This window comes from Trebonia sp., from assembly GCF_030042015.1.
Classification (GTDB): Bacteria; Actinomycetota; Actinomycetes; order Streptosporangiales; family Streptosporangiaceae; genus Trebonia.
This window is the reverse complement of sequence record NZ_JASIAL010000554.1, coordinates 1-19,165: the sequence shown is the minus strand read 5'-3', so window position 1 is coordinate 19,165 and position 19,165 is coordinate 1. Positions and strand designations below refer to the sequence as shown.

Sequence of the window (19,165 nt, the reverse complement as noted above, 5' to 3'; positions counted from 1 at the left end):
GGGCCGCGCTGGCCGCGAGGCGGGGGCGCAGCCGGGAGCAGCGGGCCGCGGACGCGGCGCCGTGGCGCGGCCCGACGCGGCGGTACGACATCCTGAAGGAGGGCACGATCGCCTCGCTGGTCGTGCTCGTGCTCACGGTGGCGCTGGCCGGGTTGCTCTCGTCGCCCGACGAGCCGCCGGTCACCGTGCAAAGCTGGGCGCAGGTCGCGCCCGCCGACTTCCTCGCCACCGCGGCGGCCGAACTGGACGGCACGAGCGAGACCGCCACCTACGGACCGCCGTACAACACAAACGGCACACCGCAGAGCGAGCTGTTCGCGCCGGCGAACTGGTTCGGGGTAACGCAGCCGATCGATGCCGCGCAGACCTTCGTGCTCTCCCCGCTGTCGAAGAGCGCACCCGCCGACCGGCAGCTTGCCGCCGCGCTCGCCGCCTACGACGCGGCGCCGGCCGCCGTGCGGCAGGGGTGGGCGGCCAGCTACGCGACCGCGGTAGCCAAGGTGCGGTTCGCCAACGGCAACCCGGTGGTGCCGCCCGCCAGCGACGGGCCGGTTCCCGTCATGCTGGCCACAGAGCTGACGCTGGCCCGCAGCGGCGCGATCGACACCGATCTGCTGGCGCAGCGCCCGTTCTACGGCACCGACTTCACCAAGCCGCTGCTGTTCATCGAGGATGGCCAGTACATCGCCAACCTGGCGGCGGCACAGAACCTCACCGGCAGCCAGTGGGGCGTCATGAACGAGACCGGGAGCTACCCGGGCCAGCCGTGGCTCTGGCTCTACCAGCTCTGGTACGAGCTGCCCGGCTGGCGCAACTCGACCAACGCGGACCTGATCGCGATCTACATGACCGGCCTGGCGACACTTCTGCTCCTGTTCGTGCCGTTCATTCCCGGCCTGCGCGACGTACCGCGGTGGATCCCCGTGCACCGGCTGATCTGGCGGTCCCCCTGGGACGGGCGGCCGCGCGGCGCGGGCACGGCCCCCCGCGAGTCACATCCCGGGCAGCCGAGTGTGACCAGCTGAGCGGACCGCGACGTAACTGACGGAGCGTGTCCGGCGCTTAGCGGAGGAGAATTTAATGTCAGACGGCGAACCAGCGGGCCAGTTCAGACGTTCTATACAGCAACTGCCGGGTGCCGCCGTAAGCTTCACGGCCTTCACTAGACGTGCGGCACACCTGTGAGTGCGGCGAGATAGAGCGAAATGGATGAGGTTGGTGTTCCGAGGCACTGGCGTCCACTACCATGCGGGGAGGGGAAATTCATGTTTCGCGTGAGCCGCGTCGAGGGGGACCAGGCTGCGCCTGACGGGGGGAGTTGTGCGGTCATGGGGGCTGTGCTTGACTGCGCGCAAGCGATGCAGCTTGAGCTTGCATACCAGGTGACGGCGGACGGCAAGGCGATGGTGAAGGTGCGCGGCGAACTGGACATCGCCACCGCGGACCAGGCCTACGCCTACCTGCGGGACGTCGTGGACAACCAGGACGGGCCTGTCACCATGAACCTCGCCGAGCTGACCTTCTGCGACGCGGCCGGCCTTGGAGTGCTCGCCCGGGTCGCACGGCACGCCCGGCGCACCGGCCGCTCGCTGAAGCTGACCGCGGCCCGTCCGTCGCTGCTGCGGATCATGCACATCACAGGAATGGACGAGACCTTCCCCGAGGTTCGCGTCCCCGCGCTGAGCATCATCGCCTGGCCGCGCCAGGCTGCCGTCAGCGCGGGCTGACGGCAGCCTGGCGCGGGACGCGGCTGGCGCTCCTGTCCTCAGGCCGAGAGCGCGGGAACGATAGCCACCGGGCCGCGCGCATGCCCGAGCACGGCGTGCTGAATCGAGCTGCCGTCGGGTGCGCCCGGCGTGCCGTGCCGCCCGATGACCACCAGGTCGGCACGCGCGGACAGGCTGGCGAGCATCTGCGCGGGGTGGCACCGCACCACGTCCTCGGCGGTCGTTACCTCCGGGTATTTCTGCTGCCACTCACGGAGCACCTCCGCCAGGTGCCGCTCGGCGGCGGCCTGCGCCGCGGCCGCCGCCGCGGCCAGCGACGCGGAGTCCGCGGCGGGCGCCGACGACACCGGGCCAGTCGCGGGCCACGTTATGGCGTGCACCGCCGTGAGGTTGGCACGGCGCAGCGCCGCCTCCTCGAAGGCGAACCCGAGCGCGGCGTCCGCGTTGTCCGGGTCCCGCACGCCGACCACGATCTCACGGTGCACCGCCCCGGTCTCCTCGTGCACGACCACGACGGGGCACGGGGCGTGCGTGGCGACGTACCTGCTGACCGAGCCGAGCACAAGCGCGGAAAAGCCGCCGGCGCCACGGCTGCCCACGACGAGCAGCCGTGCACCAGCCCCGCTGTCCGACACGACGGCAGCGGGCGGGCCGTCCAGCAGAGCGGTCTCCACCAGCAACCCCGCCGTCACCTCGCTGACACGGTCGACCGCCTCGGCGAGCGCGCGCGCCGCGATGCCGCGCAGCGCGTTGGCGACCGTCGACGGGGCCTGGTAGCTGCGCATCCGCGGCAGCAGGCCGGGGGCCGACACGATCCGCAGCGGCGCGCCCCGCCGGGCCGCCTCCGCCGCCGCCCACTCGGCCGCCCGCAGCGATGTCTCAGAACCATCTACGGCTACGACGATCGGCCTGCTCATCTGGCTCACCTCCGGTGCCGGGAAGCCCGCTTACATGCTCGCCCGGCGGCCGGTCCTGTTACAGGGGCGACAGGGCACGCCGCCACGGACCTAAGTCCCATGAACCACCCCATGGTGGGGCAGGGGACATGCGCGTTAAATTTGGATTGCGCTCTATCAACCCGCAATAACAAGTGGCAACGCCGCCCGTAGAAGGGATGCGGAGGACAGACATATGGCTGATGATCTGCAAGACGCGAACGAGGACGAGGCAGTCGAATCCTCAGAGGCGCTCATCGCGGTGCACTGGCGTGAGGAGGGCTATTACCCACCGCCGCCCGGGTTCGCCGCGCAGGCGAACGCCTCCGACCCGGCCATCCTCGAGCAGTTCACCGAGGACAAGTTCCCCGAGTGCTTCCGCGCCTATGCCGACCTGCTGACCTGGTACAAGCCCTGGGACACGACGCTGGACACCTCCACCGCGCCGTTCTGGAAGTGGTTCGTCGGCGGCGAGCTGAACGCGAGCTACAACTGCGTCGACCGGCACCTGGAGACCCAGCCGAACAAGGCCGCCCTGATCTTCGTGCCTGAGCTCGAGGACGAGGCTGACGTAGCCGTCACCTACCGTGAGCTGTACGCCCGGGTCAACGAGTTCGCGGCGCTGCTGCGCGACTTCGCGGGACTCAAGACCGGCGACCGGGTGACCCTGCACATGCCGATGGTCCCCGAACTGCCCGTCGCCATGCTGGCCTGCGCCCGGCTCGGCATCATCCACTCCCAGGTGTTCGCCGGGTTCAGCGGCACCGCCGCCGGGCACCGGATCGCCGACTCCGGCAGCAGCGTGCTGATCACGATGGACGGCTACTACCGCGGCGGCGCCCTGCTCGACCACAAGGTCAAAGCCGACGAGGCGGTCGAGGCCGCGGGGAAAGAGGGCCAGACGGTCGACAAGGTTCTCGTCTTCCGCCGCTACCCGGACAAGTACTCGTCCAAGACCCCGATGGTCGACGGCCGTGACTTCTTCGTCGACGAGCTGCTCACGGACTACAAGGACCAGCTCGTCGAGCCGTTGTCGATGCCGGCCACCGCGCCGCTGTTCCTCATGTACACCAGCGGCACGACCGGGCGCCCGAAGGGCTGCCAGCACTCCACCGGCGGCTACCTGTCCTACGTGGCCGGGACGTCCAAGTACTACCAGGACATCCACCCGAACGACACCTACTGGTGCATGGCGGACATCGGCTGGATCACCGGGCACTCCTACATCGTCTACGGACCGCTCGCACTCGGCACCACGACCGTGATCTTCGAGGGAGTGCCGAACTACCCGGACGCCGGCCGTCCGTGGCGGATCGCGCGGCGGCTCGGGGTGAACATCTTCCACACCTCGCCCACGTCGATCCGGATGCTGCGCAAGGTCGGCCCGGACGAGCCGGCCAAGTACGACTACGACTTCAAGACGATGACCACGGTCGGCGAGCCGATCGAGCCCGAGGTCTGGCGCTGGTACTACGAGAGCGTCGGCAAGGGCAAGGCGGCCATCACCGACACTTGGTGGCTGACGGAAACCGGCGGTTTCCTCGGCAGCACGCTGCCGGGGCTGCAGCCGATGAAGCCAGGCAGCTGCGGACCAGGGGTGCTCGGCGTCTACCCGGTCATCTACGACGAGGACAGCAACGAGGTGCCGAAGGGCAGCGGCAAGGCGGGCAACATCTGCATCCGCAACCCGTGGCCGGGCATCTTCCAGACGATCTGGGGCCAGCCCGAGCGGTTCGTCAACACCTACTACGCCAAATACAACAAGAACCCGGAGTCTAAGGACTGGCACGACTGGCCATTCCTGTGCGGCGACGGCGCGGTGGAGGCGGCGGACGGCTACTTCCGGATCCTCGGCCGGATCGACGACGTGATCAACGTGGCCGGTCACCGGCTGGGCACCAAGGAGCTCGAGTCGGCCGCGCTGACCGTCGACGAGGTCGCCGAGGCGGCGGCGGTGCCGGTCATCGACGACATCCGCGGCCGCGTGGTCGAGATGTACGTCTCGCTCAAGCCCGGCTTCACGGCGTCGCCCGCGGTCGAGGAGAAGGTCAGGAACGCTATCGAGAAAGACATCGGCAAGATCGCCCGGCCGAAGAACATCTGGATCGTCCCCGACATGCCGAAGACCAGGTCCGGCAAGATCATGCGCCGCGTGATCGCCGCGACCTCGAACTTCGCCGACACCGGAGACATCACGACGCTCGCCAACCCGGAGGTCGTGGAGGGTATCAGGCAGCAGGTGCAAAGCGCCAAGGTCGCCAAGGGCGAGGCCCCGCGCGAGCTCAGCGAGGCCGAGCTCGCCGAGCTCAAGGCCTTCGGCTCAGAAAGCTAGCAACGGCCGCCAACGGGCGGGCCGCCTGCCAAGGCGGCCCGCCCGTTGCGCGTTCCCGCGGCCGTGCGCTGCCCGCCCGGGAACCGCGCCGGTAACGGCGTGCAGACGCGGGACGTTCGGCCCCTTGCGCAGGGCGCAGCGCATGAATTGGCTGTAAGTGACGGGAGGGACCCGTTAGAAGACGCGGAGCAACGGGCCGGGGGGTTAAGGCCAGCCCGCGCACCGCGCAATCGGAATCCGCGAGAGGCGGAGCACAGGCCCCTCCCGTCCGGCGTTCGCGCCGGCGATGCGGGCAGGCTGGGCTCGCGTCCGGGTCGGGGCTTTGGTCCCTTGATTCGCGGGTCGTTCGACGGTGGGCGGGGGCCGCGGCGCGGCGTGAACTTGAGTCGATAGCGATGCGCCGAGGAAGGGGCGATTGCGATGAACGCCATTGTCAGGGACGTCATGACGACACACGTGGTCGCGGTGCGGCAGGACGCGTCATTCAAGGACATGGCCGTCAGGCTGCGGGAACACCGGGTAAGCGCGTTCCCTGTGCTTGATGACCAGGACAGGGTCATCGGGGTGGTTTCCGAGGCGGACCTGCTGACCAAGGAGGCCCTTGACCTCACCGGTCCCGGCAAGGTCGGGGGCATCCTGCACCACAGGGAGCAGGCCAAGGCCGCCGGGCTCACGGCCGCGGACCTGATGACCTCACCGCCGGTGACCATCGGCCCGAACGAGTTCGTTGCGCACGCGGCGCGGCTGATGTACGCGCGGCGGGTGAAGCGGCTGCCGGTCGTCGACGACGACGGGCGCCTGATCGGGATCGTCTCAAGGGCCGACGTGCTCAGCGTCTACAGCCGCCCCGACGCGGACATCCGCAGCGCCATCATCGAGGACGTCATCCTCAGCACCGTGCTCATGGACCCGGCCCGGTTCACCGTCACCGTCAAGGACGGCATCGTCACGGTGGAGGGCATGCCCGAGACCGCCAGCGTGGGGCATGACATGATCGAAGAGGTACGCCATGTCGAAGGCGTCGTCGCGGTGCGTGACCGACTCAGCTACCCGTCCGAGCACCCGGCCCCGGTCTCGGGCCCGTTGTTCTGAGGAAGGACACCGCCGTGGACCTCGCATCGGCATACCCGAACTCGGACCTGAGCGCGCTCACGATGACGATCATCGCGGTCGTCATCGCGGCAGCGCTTGCCGTATGGCTTGGCCTCGTGTTCCTCGCCGCCGGCTGGTCTGCGCCAACAAGAAAGCACAGCCCGCCGCGCGAGCGGCAGGGGCGTCAGGGCCGGGCCGGCCTGCCCGGCCCGGGCACCGCGCCGGCGGAGCCCGGCATACCCGACCATGAGCAGGACGAACTGGAAGGGCAGCACGCCAGGCACAGCCATCGCGGAGTGGCGGCCTGACGGACCTCACCCGGCTGGTCCGTGCCAGCAGGAGAAACCGGCTGGTCCGGGCCAACGGGATAAGAAAAGCTGAGGAGGCTGAGGTGCGGATGAGCCAGCCGGCAGTGGCAACCGGCGGCGTGTACGCCTTGCTTGCCGACGGCACGACGGTCCAGATCAGGCCGGCCGTCCCCGGTGACTTCGAGGCCGTCAAGGCGATGCACGAGGCGATGTCGCCGGGCAACGCTTACCTGCGGTTCTTCAGCCTGAGCAGGACGGCGGCCGAGCAGGAGGCGCGGCGGATCAGCCGCGAACCAGGGCCGGACCACGCCGCGCTGCTCGCGGTGTACGACGGCCAGATCGTTGGCGTGGCCAGCTACGAGGTCGGGAAGGGCGGTGCGGGCAAGACGGCCGAGGTCGCGTTCGCCGTCGCGGACACCATGCACCACCGCGGCATCGCGACCCTGCTGCTTGAGCACCTGGTCTCGCTGGCCCGCGCGCGGCAGATCGAGTCGTTCACCGCCGAGACGCTCAGCGAGAACACCAGCATGCTGCGCGTCTTCTCCGACGCCGGGCTGCCCACCCACAGCGCCCGGGAGGAAGGCGTGGTCACGATCACGATCCCGCTGCCGCCCGATGACACGGGCAAGCAGCTCGAGGAGTACCTGGACACGGTAGCGTTGCGTGAGCGTTCCGCCAGCGTCGCCAGCCTCCGGCCGGTGTTCGCCCCGGCGTCCGTCGCGGTGATCGGGGCGAGCCGCCGGCCGGGCACGGTCGGCCGGTCGGTGCTCGACAACATTAGGAGCGGCGGGTACCAGGGCCACCTGTACGCGGTGAACCCGAACGCCAGGCAGATCGCCGGCATCCCCTGCTTCCCTGACGTCGCCAGCCTGCCGGAAACACCGGATCTCGCGCTGGTCGCGGTGCCGCCGCCCGCGGTTCTCGGCACGGCAGAGGCGTGCGGCGTCCGCGGCGTCCGCGGCCTTGTCGTGCTCACGGCCGGGCTTGACACCGCGGCCAGCGCCGACCTGCTCGCCTGCTGCCGCAGGCACGGAATGCGGCTGATCGGCCCGAACTGCTTCGGCCTCGCGGTGCCGGCCATCGGGCTCGACGCGACGTTCGCCGCGAGCAACCCGATGCCTGGCGCGGCGGGCCTGGTCATGCAGTCCGGCGGACTCGGCTTCGCGATGGTGGGCCACCTCTCCCGGCTCGGCATCGGGATCTCCTCGTTCGCCTCGGTCGGCAACAAGCTCGACGTGTCAAGCAACGACATGCTGATGTGGTGGGAGCAGGACGAGGTGACCAAGCTCGCCGTCCTGTACATCGAGTCGTTCGGTAACCCGCGCAAGTTCGCGCGAACCGCGCGCCGGGTCGGCGCCCGGATGCCCGTGCTCACCGTGCACGCCGGCCGCAGCGAGGCCGGCCAGCGGGCCGCCGCCTCGCACACGGCCGCGATCGCCACGCCGCTGGTCAGCCGCGAGGCGCTGTTCGAGCAGGCCGGGATCATCGCGACACCGGGCTTCGGCGAACTCGTCGAGGCCACCGCGCTGCTGGCGACCCAGCCGGCGCCGTCCGGGCGGACCGTCGCGATCGTCTGCAACGTGGGCGGCGCGGGAGTGCTCGCGGCCGACGCGTGCACCGACCTCGGGCTGACCGTGCACCACCCGCGTGGCCAGGTCAAGCGGCGGCTGCACTCCCTCGTGCCAGACGGCGGCTCGGTGAGCGGGCCGGTGGATACCACGGCCACCGTCTCCCGCGACGGCTTCAGGCAGGTGCTTGAGCTCATCGCCGCCGACGAGGACGTGGACGCGATGATCGCGCTCGTGCTGCCGACCGGCGCCACCGGTGACCTCGTCGGCGCCATCCAGGACGCACACGTGCCGGTCCCGCTCGCGGCCGTCGTGCTCGACCAGCCGGAAGCGGTCAGGCTGCTGGCCTGCGGACAGGGGAAGATCCCGGCGTACGGCTATCCGGAGGCCGCGGCCGGGGCGCTGGCCCGCGCCGCCGCGTACGGCCAGTGGCGGTCCGCGCCGCACACGCTGGTACCCGGCTTCGGCGACGTTGACGTCGCCGAAGCCCGCGCCCAGGTGCGCGCGTTCCTGGCGCAGTCACCGGACGGCGGCTGGCTGCCGTCCGGTGACTGCGCCGCGCTGCTGCGGGTATACGGGATTCCGCTGGTGGCGACGGCGGGCGCGCATACCGAGGACGACGCGGTGGCCGCGGCGGCCGCGGCCGGATACCCGGTCGTGCTCAAGGCCGAAGTCCCCGGCCTGGTGCACAAGACCGACGCCGGGGCCGTGGTACTCGACGTGCGCAGCGAAGACGCGGTGCGGGCCGGCTACCGCAGGCTGGCCGGCCAGTTCGGCACGCGCCTGTCCAGGGTGCTCGTCCAGCCGATGATCACCGGCGGGACAGAAGTGATCGTCGGGGTCGAAGACGACCAGATGTTCGGGCCGCTGGTGGTGTTCGGGCTCGGCGGCGTCGCCACCGAGGTGCTCGCCGACCATGCGGCACGGCTGGCGCCGCTGACCGAGGCCGATGCCGGCACCCTGATCAACTCGATCCGTTCCGCGCCCTTGCTGCACGGGCACCGGGGCGCTCCCGCCGCCGACCTCGCGGCGCTGCGCGACGTGCTGATGCGGGTGTCCCGGCTGGCCGACGACCTCCCGGAGATCACCGAGCTTGACCTCAACCCGGTCATCGCGCGCCCGGACGGGGTGGTCGCGGTCGACGCGCGGATCAAGGTCACGCCGCAGGTGCCGCAGGACCCGTTCCTGCGTCGGCTACGGTTACGTAAGGTTTAGTTCACTTAACGGGCCGTTAGCCGGTTGCCGTCACCCGGGTAGGGATGGTGGTGACCTGGGAGAGCCGCCACTGTTCGTTCGGGATGTCAGGAAGGACCCGCATGACCGCGACAGAAGCAGGCCCGCTGACGGCCGGTGAGCTGGACCTGATCGACTCCTGGTGGCGCGCCGCCAACTACCTGTCCGTCGGGCAGATCTATCTGATGGACAACCCGATGCTCACCAGGGAACTGCGGCCCGGGGACGTCAAGCCCCGGCTGCTCGGACACTGGGGCACCACCCCGGCGCTCAACCTGGTCTACGCGCACCTGAACCGGGTCATCAGGAACTGGGACCTGAACGTCATCTACGTCGCGGGCCCGGGTCACGGGGGGCCCGGACTGGTCGCGAACACCTACCTTGACGGCACGTACACCGAGCGGTACCCGTCGATAACCCAGGACATGGCCGGGATGCGGCGGCTGTTCAGGCAATTCTCCTTCCCCGGCGGGATCCCGTCGCACGTGGCGCCGGAGACGCCCGGCTCGATCCACGAGGGCGGCGAGCTCGGGTACTCCCTCGCGCACGCCCACGGCGCCGCGTTCGACAACCCGGATCTCGTTGTCGCCTGCGTCATCGGCGACGGGGAGTCCGAGACCGGGCCGCTGGCCGGCAGCTGGCACTCCAACAAGTTCCTCAACCCGGTGACGGACGGCGCGGTGCTGCCGATCCTGAACCTCAACGGGTACAAGATCGCGAACCCGACGGTGCCGGCCCGCATCCCGCAAGAAGAGCTCGAGTCCCTGCTCTCCGGTTACGGGTACCACGTCTACCTCGTGGCCGGCGACGAGCCGAAGGTCGTGCACCAGGAGCTGGCCGCCGCGCTCGACTCGATCGTCGCCGAGATCCACGACATCCAGCGCCGGGCACGCGAGGACGGCGTGCGGGAGCGGCCGCGCTGGCCCGCGCTGATCCTGCAGACCCCCAAGGGCTGGACCGGGCCGAAGTACGTGGACGGCGTGCCGGTCGAGGGAACGTGGCGTGCGCACCAGGTGCCGATCGCCGACGTGCGGGGCAACCCGGAGCACCTGCGACAGCTTGAGGAGTGGATGCGCTCGTACCGGCCGGCCGAGCTGTTCGACCCGGGCGGCGCGCCGGTCCCCGAGCTGGCCCGGCTGGCGCCGCGGGACTACCGGCGGATGAGCGACAACCCGCACGCCAACGGCGGGCTGCTGCTGCGCGACCTGACCCTGCCCGACTTCCGTGACTACGCGGTCGCCGTCCCGTCGCCCGGCAGCGTGGAGGCGGAGAACACGCGGGTGCTCGGCAGGTGGCTGCGGGACATCATCAGCCGCAACCCGTCGACATTCCGGCTGTTCGGCCCGGACGAGACGGCCTCGAACCGGCTGGACGCGGTGTTCGAGGTGACCGGGCGGGCGTTCGACGGCACGATCATCCCAGGGGACAACGACCTCACGCCCGACGGGCGGGTGATGGAGGTGCTGTCCGAGCACCTGTGCCAGGGCTGGCTCGAAGGCTACCTGCTGACCGGGCGGCACGGGCTGTTCAACTGCTACGAGGCGTTCATCCACATCGTCGACTCGATGTTCAACCAGCACGCCAAGTGGCTCAAGGTGTCGCGGTCGATTCAGTGGCGGCGGCCGGTTGCATCGCTGAACTACCTGCTGTCCTCCCTGGTCTGGCGGCAGGACCACAACGGGTTCTCCCATCAGGACCCGGGGTTCATCGACCACGTGGTCAACAAGAAGGCGGAGATCATCCGGGTCTACCTGCCGCCGGACGCGAACACGCTGCTGTCGGTCGGCGATCACTGCCTTCGGTCCAGGCACTACGTGAACGTGATCGTGGCGGGCAAGCAGCCGCAGCCGCAGTGGCTGACCATGGAGCAAGCCGTCATCCACTGCACCAGGGGCGCCGGCATCTGGGAGTGGGCCTCCTCCGACGACGACCCCGATGTGCCGCCGGACGTCGTCATGGCCTGCTGCGGAGACACGCCGACGCTGGAGACGCTGGCGGCCGTTTCGCTGCTGCGGGAGCACCTGCCTTCGCTGAAGGTGCGTGTGGTGAACGTGGTGGACCTGATGCGCCTGCAGCCGGAGGCGGAGCATCCGCACGGGATGTCGGACCCGGAGTTCGACGCGATGTTCACCACCGACCGCCCCGTCATTTTCGCCTACCACGGGTATCCGTGGCTGATCCACCGGCTGACCTACCGGCGGCACGGCCACCCTAACTTCCACGTCCGCGGGTACAAGGAGGAGGGCACCACCACCACGCCGTTCGACATGGTGATGCTCAACGACCTGGACCGGTTCCACCTGGTGATGGACGTGATCGACCGGGTACCGGGGCTCGTGTCCCGAGCCGGGCACGTCCGCCAGCTGATGACGGACAAGCGGATCACCGCCAGGGCCTACACGAGGGAGCACGGTGAGGACGCCCCGGAGATCACGCAATGGAAGTGGACCGGGGTGAGGTAGCCGGCATGGAGCCCGCCGCCGCGGCCCGCGTGCTCGTCGTCAACGCCGGGTCGAGCACCCTCAAGCTGCGCGTCCTCACCGGCGGCGACGAGGTCGCGGCCGCCGCCGACCTGCCCGCGCCGCGCGGCACCGCCGACGGCGCCGCGATCAAGGAGGCGATCGAGTCCTTCGGCCCGGTCGACGCCGCCGGCCACCGGGTGGTGCACGGCGGGACCCTGTACGCCGCACCCGTGCTGGTCACGGCCGAGGTGCGGCGCCGCCTTGAGTCGCTCACCGACCTCGCGCCGCTGCATCAGCCCAAGTCGCTGGCCGCCCTGGACGCGGTCCAGGCGGTGCTGCCCGAGGTGCCCGCGGTGGCCTGCTTCGACACCGCGTTCCACGCCACCATCGGCGCCGCGGCGGCCACGTTCGCGCTGCCCGCGGAATGGCGCACCCGGTGGACGCTGCGCCGGTACGGGTTCCACGGCCTGTCCCATGCCTACGCCTCGCGGCGGGCCGCCGAACTGCTCGGCAGGCAGCCGGCGGGGCTGCGCGTCGTCACCTGCCACCTGGGCGCGGGGGCCTCACTCGCGGCCGTCCACTCGGGCCGCTCGGTGGACACCACGATGGGGTTCACCCCGCTGGATGGGCTTGTCATGGCGACCAGGTCGGGGTCCGTTGACCCGGGCCTCGTGCTGTGGCTTGAGGAGCACGCGCACACGCCCCCCGCCGAACTCGCCGCCACCCTGGAGTACCGGTCGGGGCTGCTCGGCCTGGCCGGCACCGACGACATGCGCGAAGCGCTTGCCCGTGCCGCGGCTGGCGACCCGCGGGCGGTGCTCGGCCGCGAGGTCTACCTGCACCGGCTGCGGGCGTGCGTCGCGGCGATGGCGGCCGCGATGGACGGACTCGACGCGCTCGTCTTCACCGGCGGCGTCGGCGAGAACTCGGCCGAGATCCGCTCCCGCGCCGCCGACGGGCTCGGCTTCCTGGGCGTGCGGCTCGACGGGCAGCGCAACGTTCCCGCCGGCCACGGCGACGACTGGGAGATCGGCGCGGACGGCTCCCCGGTGCGCTCGTTCGTGATCGCCGCGCGGGAGGACAAGCAGATCGCCGCTGAGGTCCGGTCGGTGCTTGGCTAGCGCGCCTGGTCAGAAGGAGTCAAGGAAGGCCTTTACCTCCGGGCCCGCGTACTGGGCGCCGTAGCCGGCGTTGACCACCAGGCAGCCGACCGCGACGTCCGCCGCCGGGTCAAAGGCGATCAGCCAGCTGTTGGGCTGCTCCTGTCCCTGGATGTCCGCGGTCCCCGTCTTCGCGTAGACGTCTGGCCCGAAGCCGATCGGAGCGGCGGTGCCGCTGGTGACAACGGCGCGCATCATCTCCTTGAGGTACGCGTCGGTGGCAGCGGGCAGCGGCGTGGCGGTAACCTGCTTCGTCCCCGGCACCAGGATCGGCTGCTCGAAGCTGCCGTTGGCTACCGTCGCCGCCACCGAGGCCATCGCGATCGGTGAGGCGATCAGCTGCCCCTGGCCGAACGCCTCCTGCGCGAGCTCGGACCCGGATGCGGTGGCCGGCGCGTTGAAATACGAGGCGGACAGCCCGGTGATGCCGATGTCCCAGTCCTGGTTCAGCCCGTAGTACTGCTTCGCCGTGCTGGCGAGCGCACCGTACAGGTGCGGCCACTGAGTGCTGAACGCGTTGTTACAGGACTGCGCGAAGTCGGTGATGAACGGTGTCCCTGCTGGCTCGGACTCGCCCTGGTCGTTGTGGTAGGTGATCCCCTGCACGGTGTACGCCGCCGGGCAGGCCACCGGGCTCTCCGGCGTGAGCAGCCCCGCGTTGAACAGCGCGGTGGACGTGATGACCTTCATCGTGGAGCCCGGTGCGACCTCGGCGGTGAGCGCGAAGTCGTTGTAGCCGTCGTTGTTGGCGATGGCCAGGATGTCACCGGTGGACGGCTGGATCACGACCATCGAGCTCTCGGGGTGCATGGCGACCGCGGCCTGGGCGGCGGTCTCCGCGGTCTGGCTGATCGTGGTGGCGATTGACGCCACGTTGCCGACCTGGATGACCACCGCCTGGCTGTACTGCACCGGCTTGCCTGCGTCCGTGAGGATCTCGACGTCAAGCCCTGGGGTACCCTGTCCCGGCGGTGCGCCCGCCGCCATTATCAGGCTCGCGATGTGGGTCAGTCCCGGATCCTGGTAGTCGGTGAGGTTCTGGCCGCTGGCGTCGGTGACGACGCCGACCGTGGGGGTGACCTCGACGGCCGCGAGGTGCGTTGTCGCGGTGAGGTTCGGTGCCACCACGTCGGGCTGCCATTCGATGAACCAGATCGAGGAGTTCGCCTGCTGGTAGGCGACTAGCGAGGAGTGGTAGCTCCACGTGCCGCGCACCGCGTTCGCGCCGCCCTTCGCCGCCACCGACACGCCGATCGCGTACCGGACGGACTCCCGGGGCCGCGCAGCCGTGGATCCCGGGGCGCCGGTGACGCTGACCGTCGCCGCGGTCATCTTCCGCGGGTGCAGGTACGTGGCGTAGGTCGCGAGCGCCGCCCGGGCGGCGGCCGGGTGGTTGGTGTAGTTGGCGGCCTGCTTGAGGTCTCCGGCCCGCCATGCGCTCAGGAACGCGACGGCGATCTGCTGCCCGTCCTCCTGCGGCGTGGATCCGGTCGGGATCATGCCGGTAGCCGGGGCGCTGTGCCCGTGCTTAAACACGGTAACGGCCACCACCGCGACCGCTACCACCACGGCAAGGACCCCCGCTGTGATCGAGATGGCAACCGTGCGCCGCTTGCCGGCCCGGCGCTGGCCAGCCCGCCGGCGCCCAGCGCGGCCGTGCCCAGACGGCCCGTGGCCAGCCGGCCGCTGCCCTTCGGGCACCGGTCCGAAGGGCCCTCCTGGCTGCCCGTAAGGCGGCTGGCCGTAAGCTGGCTGTCCGTAGCCGCCGGGCTGCCCGTAGCCGCCGGGCTGCCCGTAGCCGGCAGGCTGCCCGTAGCCGGCAGGACGGTAACCGGCGGCCCCCTGCCCGTACCCGCCCTGCGTGTAGGGACCCTGGGCAGCCGGACCTTGTGTGTACGGCCCTTCCTGGTACGGACCTTCCCCGTAGGAGCCCTGCCGGCCGTACGGTCCTTGTCCCTGGGATCCCTGGCCGCCGTACGGCCCTTGCCCGTACGGTCCCTGCCCCGTTGGCTGCGGACCCGTCGGCGAGCTGGCGGTCGGCTCATCACGGGCGAACCATGGGCCAGGTGAACGTTTGTCGTCCGGGTCCCTCGTCACCCCATCGACGGTACCTACCGCCGCCAGCCTGCAGCGAACAATGCGGCGAATTACCAGGAAAATGCAACCGGGCTGCTACCGCGCTGAACGAAACGCCCGGCGCGGCCGGACGGCCGCTCGCTTACGCGCGCATGTCGGCGGGCACGGCGAACGCGAGCAGCCGCGCCTCCCCCGGTCCAGCCGAAGCCCAGTCTCCCGCCAGCCCGAGCACCGCGACCGCCGCGGTGGGGAACGCCGATGGCGGCTCGGGCGGCGGCTGCGCCAGGCCCACGGCCAGCTCGGCGAGCCCGGGGCTGTGCCCGACGATCAGCACCGTCCCTTCATCGTCGGGAAACTCGCGTACGAGCATCAGCAGGCCGAGCACGGTCGCCTCGTACACCCGCGGCTCGTAGCGTACCGGCGGGGCAGCGCCGCGGGCGGCTTCCGCCAGCGCGGCACCGGCAAGTTCCCAGGTCTCCCGCGCTCGGCGCGCGGTCGAGCACACCACGGCGTCCGGCACGTACCCGGCGCGGACCAGCCAGCGGCCGGCCACGGGCGCGTCCCGCCTGCCGCGCTTGGCGAGCGGCCGCTCGTGATCGGCTACGTCCGGCCAGTCCGACTTGGCATGCCGCAACAGGATGAGCCGTCGTGCGTAGTCGTGACTCACGGCACCACCGTCACCGGCCACTTGCCCGCCCGAACCAGCCGGACGGCCAGCGACCCGATGAGCTTGTGCCCGGCCTTGGCCGACGCACCCACGACGATCGCGTCGGCGCGCACCTCCGCGGCGACCCGCCTGATCTCGGAGTAGGGGTCCCCGTGCGCCTCGATGAACGTGATCGAGATGCCAAGCTCGGCGGCCACCGCCTCGGCTCGGGCGCGAAGCTCCGCGGCGACCGCCTCGTGCGCTTCGGCCTCGGCGGCGAGCACGCTCGCCCCGCCGGGCGAGGCCGCCACGATCATCGCCGGCTGGACCACGTACACAGCGATCATCCGGGCGCGCTGTCGCCTGGCCAGCCCGGCCGCGTACCAGGCGGCGCGCGCCGCCGTCACCGAATCGTCGACGCCGACCAGGATCACCGAAGGGCCATCGGTGCCTAGCTCGAATCCAATCTGTTCGGGCTTGTCGTGCGCCGAATCACCGTAGGCCACGGCAGCAGTCTACGCATCGCCGCCGCCGCGGCGATGCGGTCCGGACGTCCCTTGGCACGCGTGAAATAGCCAGCGGAACGGTGCGTCTCGCACGTGACACGCCGCGGCGGCGGTTAATCTCGACTGATGCAGCGCGTCGTGTTGCGGGACGTTGCCCTCGCCTCCTTCCGTGATGCGGTCGGCAGTGACCGGTGCGCCGAAGGCGCCGAGTGCGCCCGCCGCGGGGCGGTCGTCCAGATGGCATGGGAGGCGTCGGCGCAGCTGCTCAGCGGGACCGTTCGCGACAACGGCGGCATCAGGACCGTCTCGGCCTCGTTCCGCGCGTCCGCAGGTTTCCCGCTGCGGTTCCGGGTCGGCCACTGCAGCTGCGCGACAGGGATGAACTGCGCGCACGTCGCCGCGCTCGTGGTGGCGGCGACCGACGAGACCGCGCTGCCCGCGGCGCGGCCCGCGGCCCGCCGGCCGGCGCTGCCGTGGGAGGAGACCCCTGGCTCGCTGCCTGCGCTGCCCGGGCCTGCTGCCGTCCAGGGCACGCGGCCGGCGCTGTCCGCCCTGTCCGCCCTGTCCGCGTTGTCCGCGCTGGACGGGGTGAACCCGGTGGGCGCCTTCGCGCCTGGGCACCGGCCGCGCTACGCGCGCGGCCCGGTGCGGATCAGCGTGTCGGCAGGCGAGCTCGACGGCGACACGGACTGGTTCGACCTCGGCGTCGCCGTCACCGTCGGCGGCCGCGAGGTGCCGTTCACCGAGCTGTTCGCGGCGCTCACGGCCGGCGAGCAACACCTGGTGCTGCCCGACGGCGCGTGGCTCGCCCTGGACAGGCCGGAGCTCGCGGCGCTCGCCCGCCTGGTCGACGAGGCACGCGCCCTGCAGGACCGGCCGGACGGCCCGCTGCGGATCAGCAGGTTCCAGGCGGGGCTGTGGGAAGAACTGGCCGGCCTGGGTGAGGTCGGCGACCAGGCCAGGGCGTGGCAGCGGCAAGTGCAGGGGCTGCTGTCGGCCGCGGCCGTCGGCGAGGCGGCGCCGCCCGCCGCGCTGAGCACACTGCTGCGGCCGTACCAGCGGGAAGGCTTCGGCTGGCTCGCGTTCTTGTGGGAGCACGGGCTCGGCGGCATCCTCGCCGACGACATGGGCCTGGGCAAGACGCTGCAGGCGCTGGCGTTGCTGTGCCACGCACGGCAATCCCAGGCGGCGCCGGCTCCGCCGTTCCTGATCGTCGCGCCGACCAGCGTGCTGTCGAACTGGGCCGCGGAGGCACGCCGGTTCACCCCGGATCTGGCGGTGGTGACGATCGGCGACACGCTCGCCCGCCGCGGGGCGCCGCTGTCAGACGCCATCACGGGCGCCGACGCCGTGGTGACCTCCTACACCCTGCTGCGCCTGGACTTCGGGTGCTACGGCGCGGCCCCGTGGTCGGGCCTCATCCTCGACGAGGCGCAGTACGTCAAGAACTACCAGTCCAGGGCCTATCAGTGCGCGCGCCGGCTGCCGGCCCCGTTCAAGGTCGCGATCACCGGCACGCCGATGGAGAACAACTTGATGGAGCTGTGGTCACTGCTGTCGATCACGGCGCCTGGGCTGTTCCCGAACCCGGACCGATTCCGCCGGTACTACGCCCGCCCGATCGAGAAACAAGGTGACACCGAGCTGCTCGCCCGGCTGCGCCGCAGGATCCGGCCCCTTATCAAGCGGCGCACCAAGGAGCAGGTGGCCGCAGAACTGCCAGCAAGACAGGAGCAAGTCCTCGAGGTCGAGCTGCACCCCAGGCACCGCACCCTGTACCTGACCCACCTGCAGCGGGAACGGCAGAAGGTGCTCGGCCTGCTCGACGACGTCAGCCGCAACCGCTTCACGATCCTGCGCTCGCTTACGATGCTGCGGCAGCTTTCCCTGCACGCCGGCCTGGTCGACGACTCGCATGCGGACGTGCCGAGCGCCAAGATCGAGGCGCTGCTCGAGCAGGTCTGCGACGTGGCCGGAGGCGGCCACCGGGCGCTCGTGTTCAGCCAGTTCACGCGGTTCCTGCGCATCGCGCGCGATCGCCTGGCGGCCGCGGGTGTGGAGTGCTGCTACCTGGACGGCACCACCGCGAACCGGGCGGCCGTGCTGCGCCAGTTCAAGGCCGGCACGGCGCCGGTGTTCCTGATCAGCCTCAAGGCGGGCGGGTTCGGGCTGAACCTCGCCGAGGCCGACTACTGCTTCCTGCTCGACCCGTGGTGGAATCCGGCGACCGAGGCGCAGGCGGTGGACCGCGCGCACCGGATCGGGCAGACCCGGACCGTCATGGTCTACCGGCTGATCGCTTCCGGGACGATCGAGGAGAAGGTCATGGCACTCAAGGCGCGCAAGGCCGACCTGTTCAACAGCGTGCTGGACGCCGGCCGCCCGTTCAGCTCAACCTTGGACGCGGAGGACATCCGCGGGCTGTTCGGCGATCAGTAGCCGCAGGCCTGCCGCCTCACGCGCCACAGAAATGTCACTTTGGACACTCTATGCATGGACATTCCGGATATTTTGCCCGCGAAATTAGTCATGGAGTGTACAAAGTGGACGGAAGAGGCTGATGTTACCGCTGATGCTGGGCCCAGAACGAGTCGCGTCGGGTTTGGCGTCGCGTCGGCAGCGCGGGGGACGTTCGGGTCGTCAATCCAAGGTTGACCGCGATCGGACGGTCAACCTAAAGTTGACCCATGGCTGAGTTTCCCGTCCCGCTTGACAACCTGATCGCCTACGTGGAGGCCCTGCGCCCTGACGGCGGGCCGCTGGACAACGTGGCGGACGCGTTCGCGGTGTCTGCCCGCCTTGACGAAGAGGCCGACGCGCTGATCGGCCACTTCGTCGACCAGGCCCGCCGGTCGGGCGCGTCGTGGAGCCAGATCGGCGCCGCGATGGGCGTCTCCAAGCAGGCCGCGCAGAAGCGCTTCGCGTCGGGCAAGGCCGCCGACCTGATGCTGGAGGGCGTGCAGCCCTTCGCCCGGTTCACCGAGCGGGCCGCCCAGGCGCTCGCCGCCGCCGGGCGCCTAGCGACCGGACAGGCCGCCCGCAACACCCAGGCCGCCGGCAACACCCAGGCCGCCGGCGACACGCAGGCCGCGGGGCAGGCCGGCGTCACGCAGGCCGCCG

The 19,165-nt window shown here is 70.8% G+C and carries 13 protein-coding genes and 1 pseudogene; 10 read left to right on the top strand and 4 right to left on the bottom strand.

Annotation, left to right across the window (positions count from 1 at the left end; translation table 11 throughout):
- A partial coding sequence (locus Q1N79_RS29805; RefSeq protein WP_300614452.1) for a hypothetical protein occupies nt 1-1,025 on the top strand: 1,025 nt, incomplete at its 5' end.
- Nucleotides 1,026-1,328: 303 nt separating this feature from the next.
- Nucleotides 1,329-1,727, top strand: coding sequence for an STAS domain-containing protein (locus Q1N79_RS29800; RefSeq protein ID WP_300614451.1), 399 nt, complete (start codon nt 1,329-1,331; stop codon nt 1,725-1,727).
- Nucleotides 1,728-1,765: 38 nt separating this feature from the next.
- On the opposite strand, the gene Q1N79_RS29795 is transcribed toward Q1N79_RS29800, so the two are convergent.
- Nucleotides 1,766-2,644 (bottom strand): universal stress protein, encoded by an 879-nt coding sequence (locus tag Q1N79_RS29795; RefSeq protein WP_300614450.1) that lies wholly within the window; start codon nt 2,642-2,644, stop codon nt 1,766-1,768.
- Nucleotides 2,645-2,858: 214 nt separating this feature from the next.
- Between Q1N79_RS29795 and acs the strand changes: the two genes are divergently transcribed.
- The 6 genes from acs to Q1N79_RS29765 all read left to right on the top strand — a co-directional run bounded on the left by acs (nt 2,859) and on the right by Q1N79_RS29765 (nt 12,778).
- Entirely contained in the window at nt 2,859-4,994 is a 2,136-nt protein-coding gene (acs, locus tag Q1N79_RS29790; RefSeq protein ID WP_300614448.1) for an acetate--CoA ligase, read from the top strand.
- A gap of 420 nt (nt 4,995-5,414) precedes the next feature.
- Nucleotides 5,415-6,086 carry a CBS domain-containing protein gene (locus Q1N79_RS29785; RefSeq protein ID WP_300614447.1) on the top strand — a complete coding sequence of 224 codons (672 nt, stop codon included), beginning with the start codon at nt 5,415-5,417 and terminating at the stop codon, nt 6,084-6,086.
- 14 nt (nt 6,087-6,100) lie between these two features.
- Nucleotides 6,101-6,394 (top strand): hypothetical protein, encoded by a 294-nt coding sequence (locus Q1N79_RS29780; RefSeq protein ID WP_300614446.1) that lies wholly within the window; start codon nt 6,101-6,103, stop codon nt 6,392-6,394.
- An 89-nt stretch (nt 6,395-6,483) separates the two neighbouring features.
- Entirely contained in the window at nt 6,484-9,177 is a 2,694-nt protein-coding gene (locus tag Q1N79_RS29775; protein ID WP_300614445.1) for a bifunctional GNAT family N-acetyltransferase/acetate--CoA ligase family protein, read from the top strand.
- Between the two features lie 101 nt (nt 9,178-9,278).
- Entirely contained in the window at nt 9,279-11,657 is a 2,379-nt protein-coding gene (locus Q1N79_RS29770; RefSeq protein WP_300614444.1) for a phosphoketolase, read from the top strand.
- Nucleotides 11,633-12,778, top strand: a complete 1,146-nt coding sequence (locus tag Q1N79_RS29765) for an acetate/propionate family kinase (RefSeq protein ID WP_300614443.1) — start codon at nt 11,633-11,635, stop codon at nt 12,776-12,778. The genes Q1N79_RS29770 and Q1N79_RS29765 overlap by 25 nt, the downstream gene beginning before the upstream one ends.
- Nucleotides 12,779-12,787: 9 nt before the next feature.
- On the opposite strand, the gene Q1N79_RS29760 is transcribed toward Q1N79_RS29765, so the two are convergent.
- The 3 genes from Q1N79_RS29760 to Q1N79_RS29750 all read right to left on the bottom strand — a co-directional run bounded on the left by Q1N79_RS29760 (nt 12,788) and on the right by Q1N79_RS29750 (nt 16,045).
- A complete protein-coding gene (locus tag Q1N79_RS29760; protein WP_300614442.1) occupies nt 12,788-14,914 on the bottom strand; it encodes a penicillin-binding transpeptidase domain-containing protein in 2,127 nt (708 codons plus the stop codon).
- A gap of 121 nt (nt 14,915-15,035) precedes the next feature.
- Nucleotides 15,036-15,560: a histidine phosphatase family protein gene (locus Q1N79_RS29755; protein ID WP_300614441.1), complete on the bottom strand. Its 525-nt coding sequence runs from the start codon at nt 15,558-15,560 to the stop codon at nt 15,036-15,038.
- Nucleotides 15,557-16,045: a universal stress protein gene (locus Q1N79_RS29750; protein ID WP_300614440.1), complete on the bottom strand. Its 489-nt coding sequence runs from the start codon at nt 16,043-16,045 to the stop codon at nt 15,557-15,559. The genes Q1N79_RS29755 and Q1N79_RS29750 overlap by 4 nt, the downstream gene beginning before the upstream one ends.
- A gap of 126 nt (nt 16,046-16,171) precedes the next feature.
- On the opposite strand from Q1N79_RS29750, the gene Q1N79_RS29745 reads away from it, so the two are divergent.
- Both Q1N79_RS29745 and Q1N79_RS29740 read left to right on the top strand, forming a co-directional pair.
- On the top strand, nt 16,172-18,484 hold the full coding sequence (locus Q1N79_RS29745; RefSeq protein ID WP_300614439.1) for a DEAD/DEAH box helicase: 2,313 nt from the start codon (nt 16,172-16,174) through the stop codon (nt 18,482-18,484).
- Between the two features lie 248 nt (nt 18,485-18,732).
- Nucleotides 18,733-19,165, top strand: a pseudogene (locus tag Q1N79_RS29740) (hypothetical protein); the annotation flags it as partial.

What these genes read in the sequence shown, in the direction of transcription:
- Q1N79_RS29800 (WP_300614451.1), top strand. Translation starts at nt 1,329, where the DNA reads ATGGGGGCTGTGCTTGACTGCGCGCAAGCGATGCAGCTTGAGCTTGCA.
- Q1N79_RS29795 (WP_300614450.1), bottom strand. Translation starts at nt 2,644, where the DNA reads ATGAGCAGGCCGATCGTCGTAGCCGTAGATGGTTCTGAGACATCGCTG.
- acs (WP_300614448.1), top strand. Translation starts at nt 2,859, where the DNA reads ATGGCTGATGATCTGCAAGACGCGAACGAGGACGAGGCAGTCGAATCC.
- Q1N79_RS29785 (WP_300614447.1), top strand. Translation starts at nt 5,415, where the DNA reads ATGAACGCCATTGTCAGGGACGTCATGACGACACACGTGGTCGCGGTG.
- Q1N79_RS29775 (WP_300614445.1), top strand. Translation starts at nt 6,484, where the DNA reads ATGAGCCAGCCGGCAGTGGCAACCGGCGGCGTGTACGCCTTGCTTGCC.
- Q1N79_RS29770 (WP_300614444.1), top strand. Translation starts at nt 9,279, where the DNA reads ATGACCGCGACAGAAGCAGGCCCGCTGACGGCCGGTGAGCTGGACCTG.
- Q1N79_RS29765 (WP_300614443.1), top strand. Translation starts at nt 11,633, where the DNA reads ATGGAAGTGGACCGGGGTGAGGTAGCCGGCATGGAGCCCGCCGCCGCG.
- Q1N79_RS29745 (WP_300614439.1), top strand. Translation starts at nt 16,172, where the DNA reads ATGCAGCGCGTCGTGTTGCGGGACGTTGCCCTCGCCTCCTTCCGTGAT.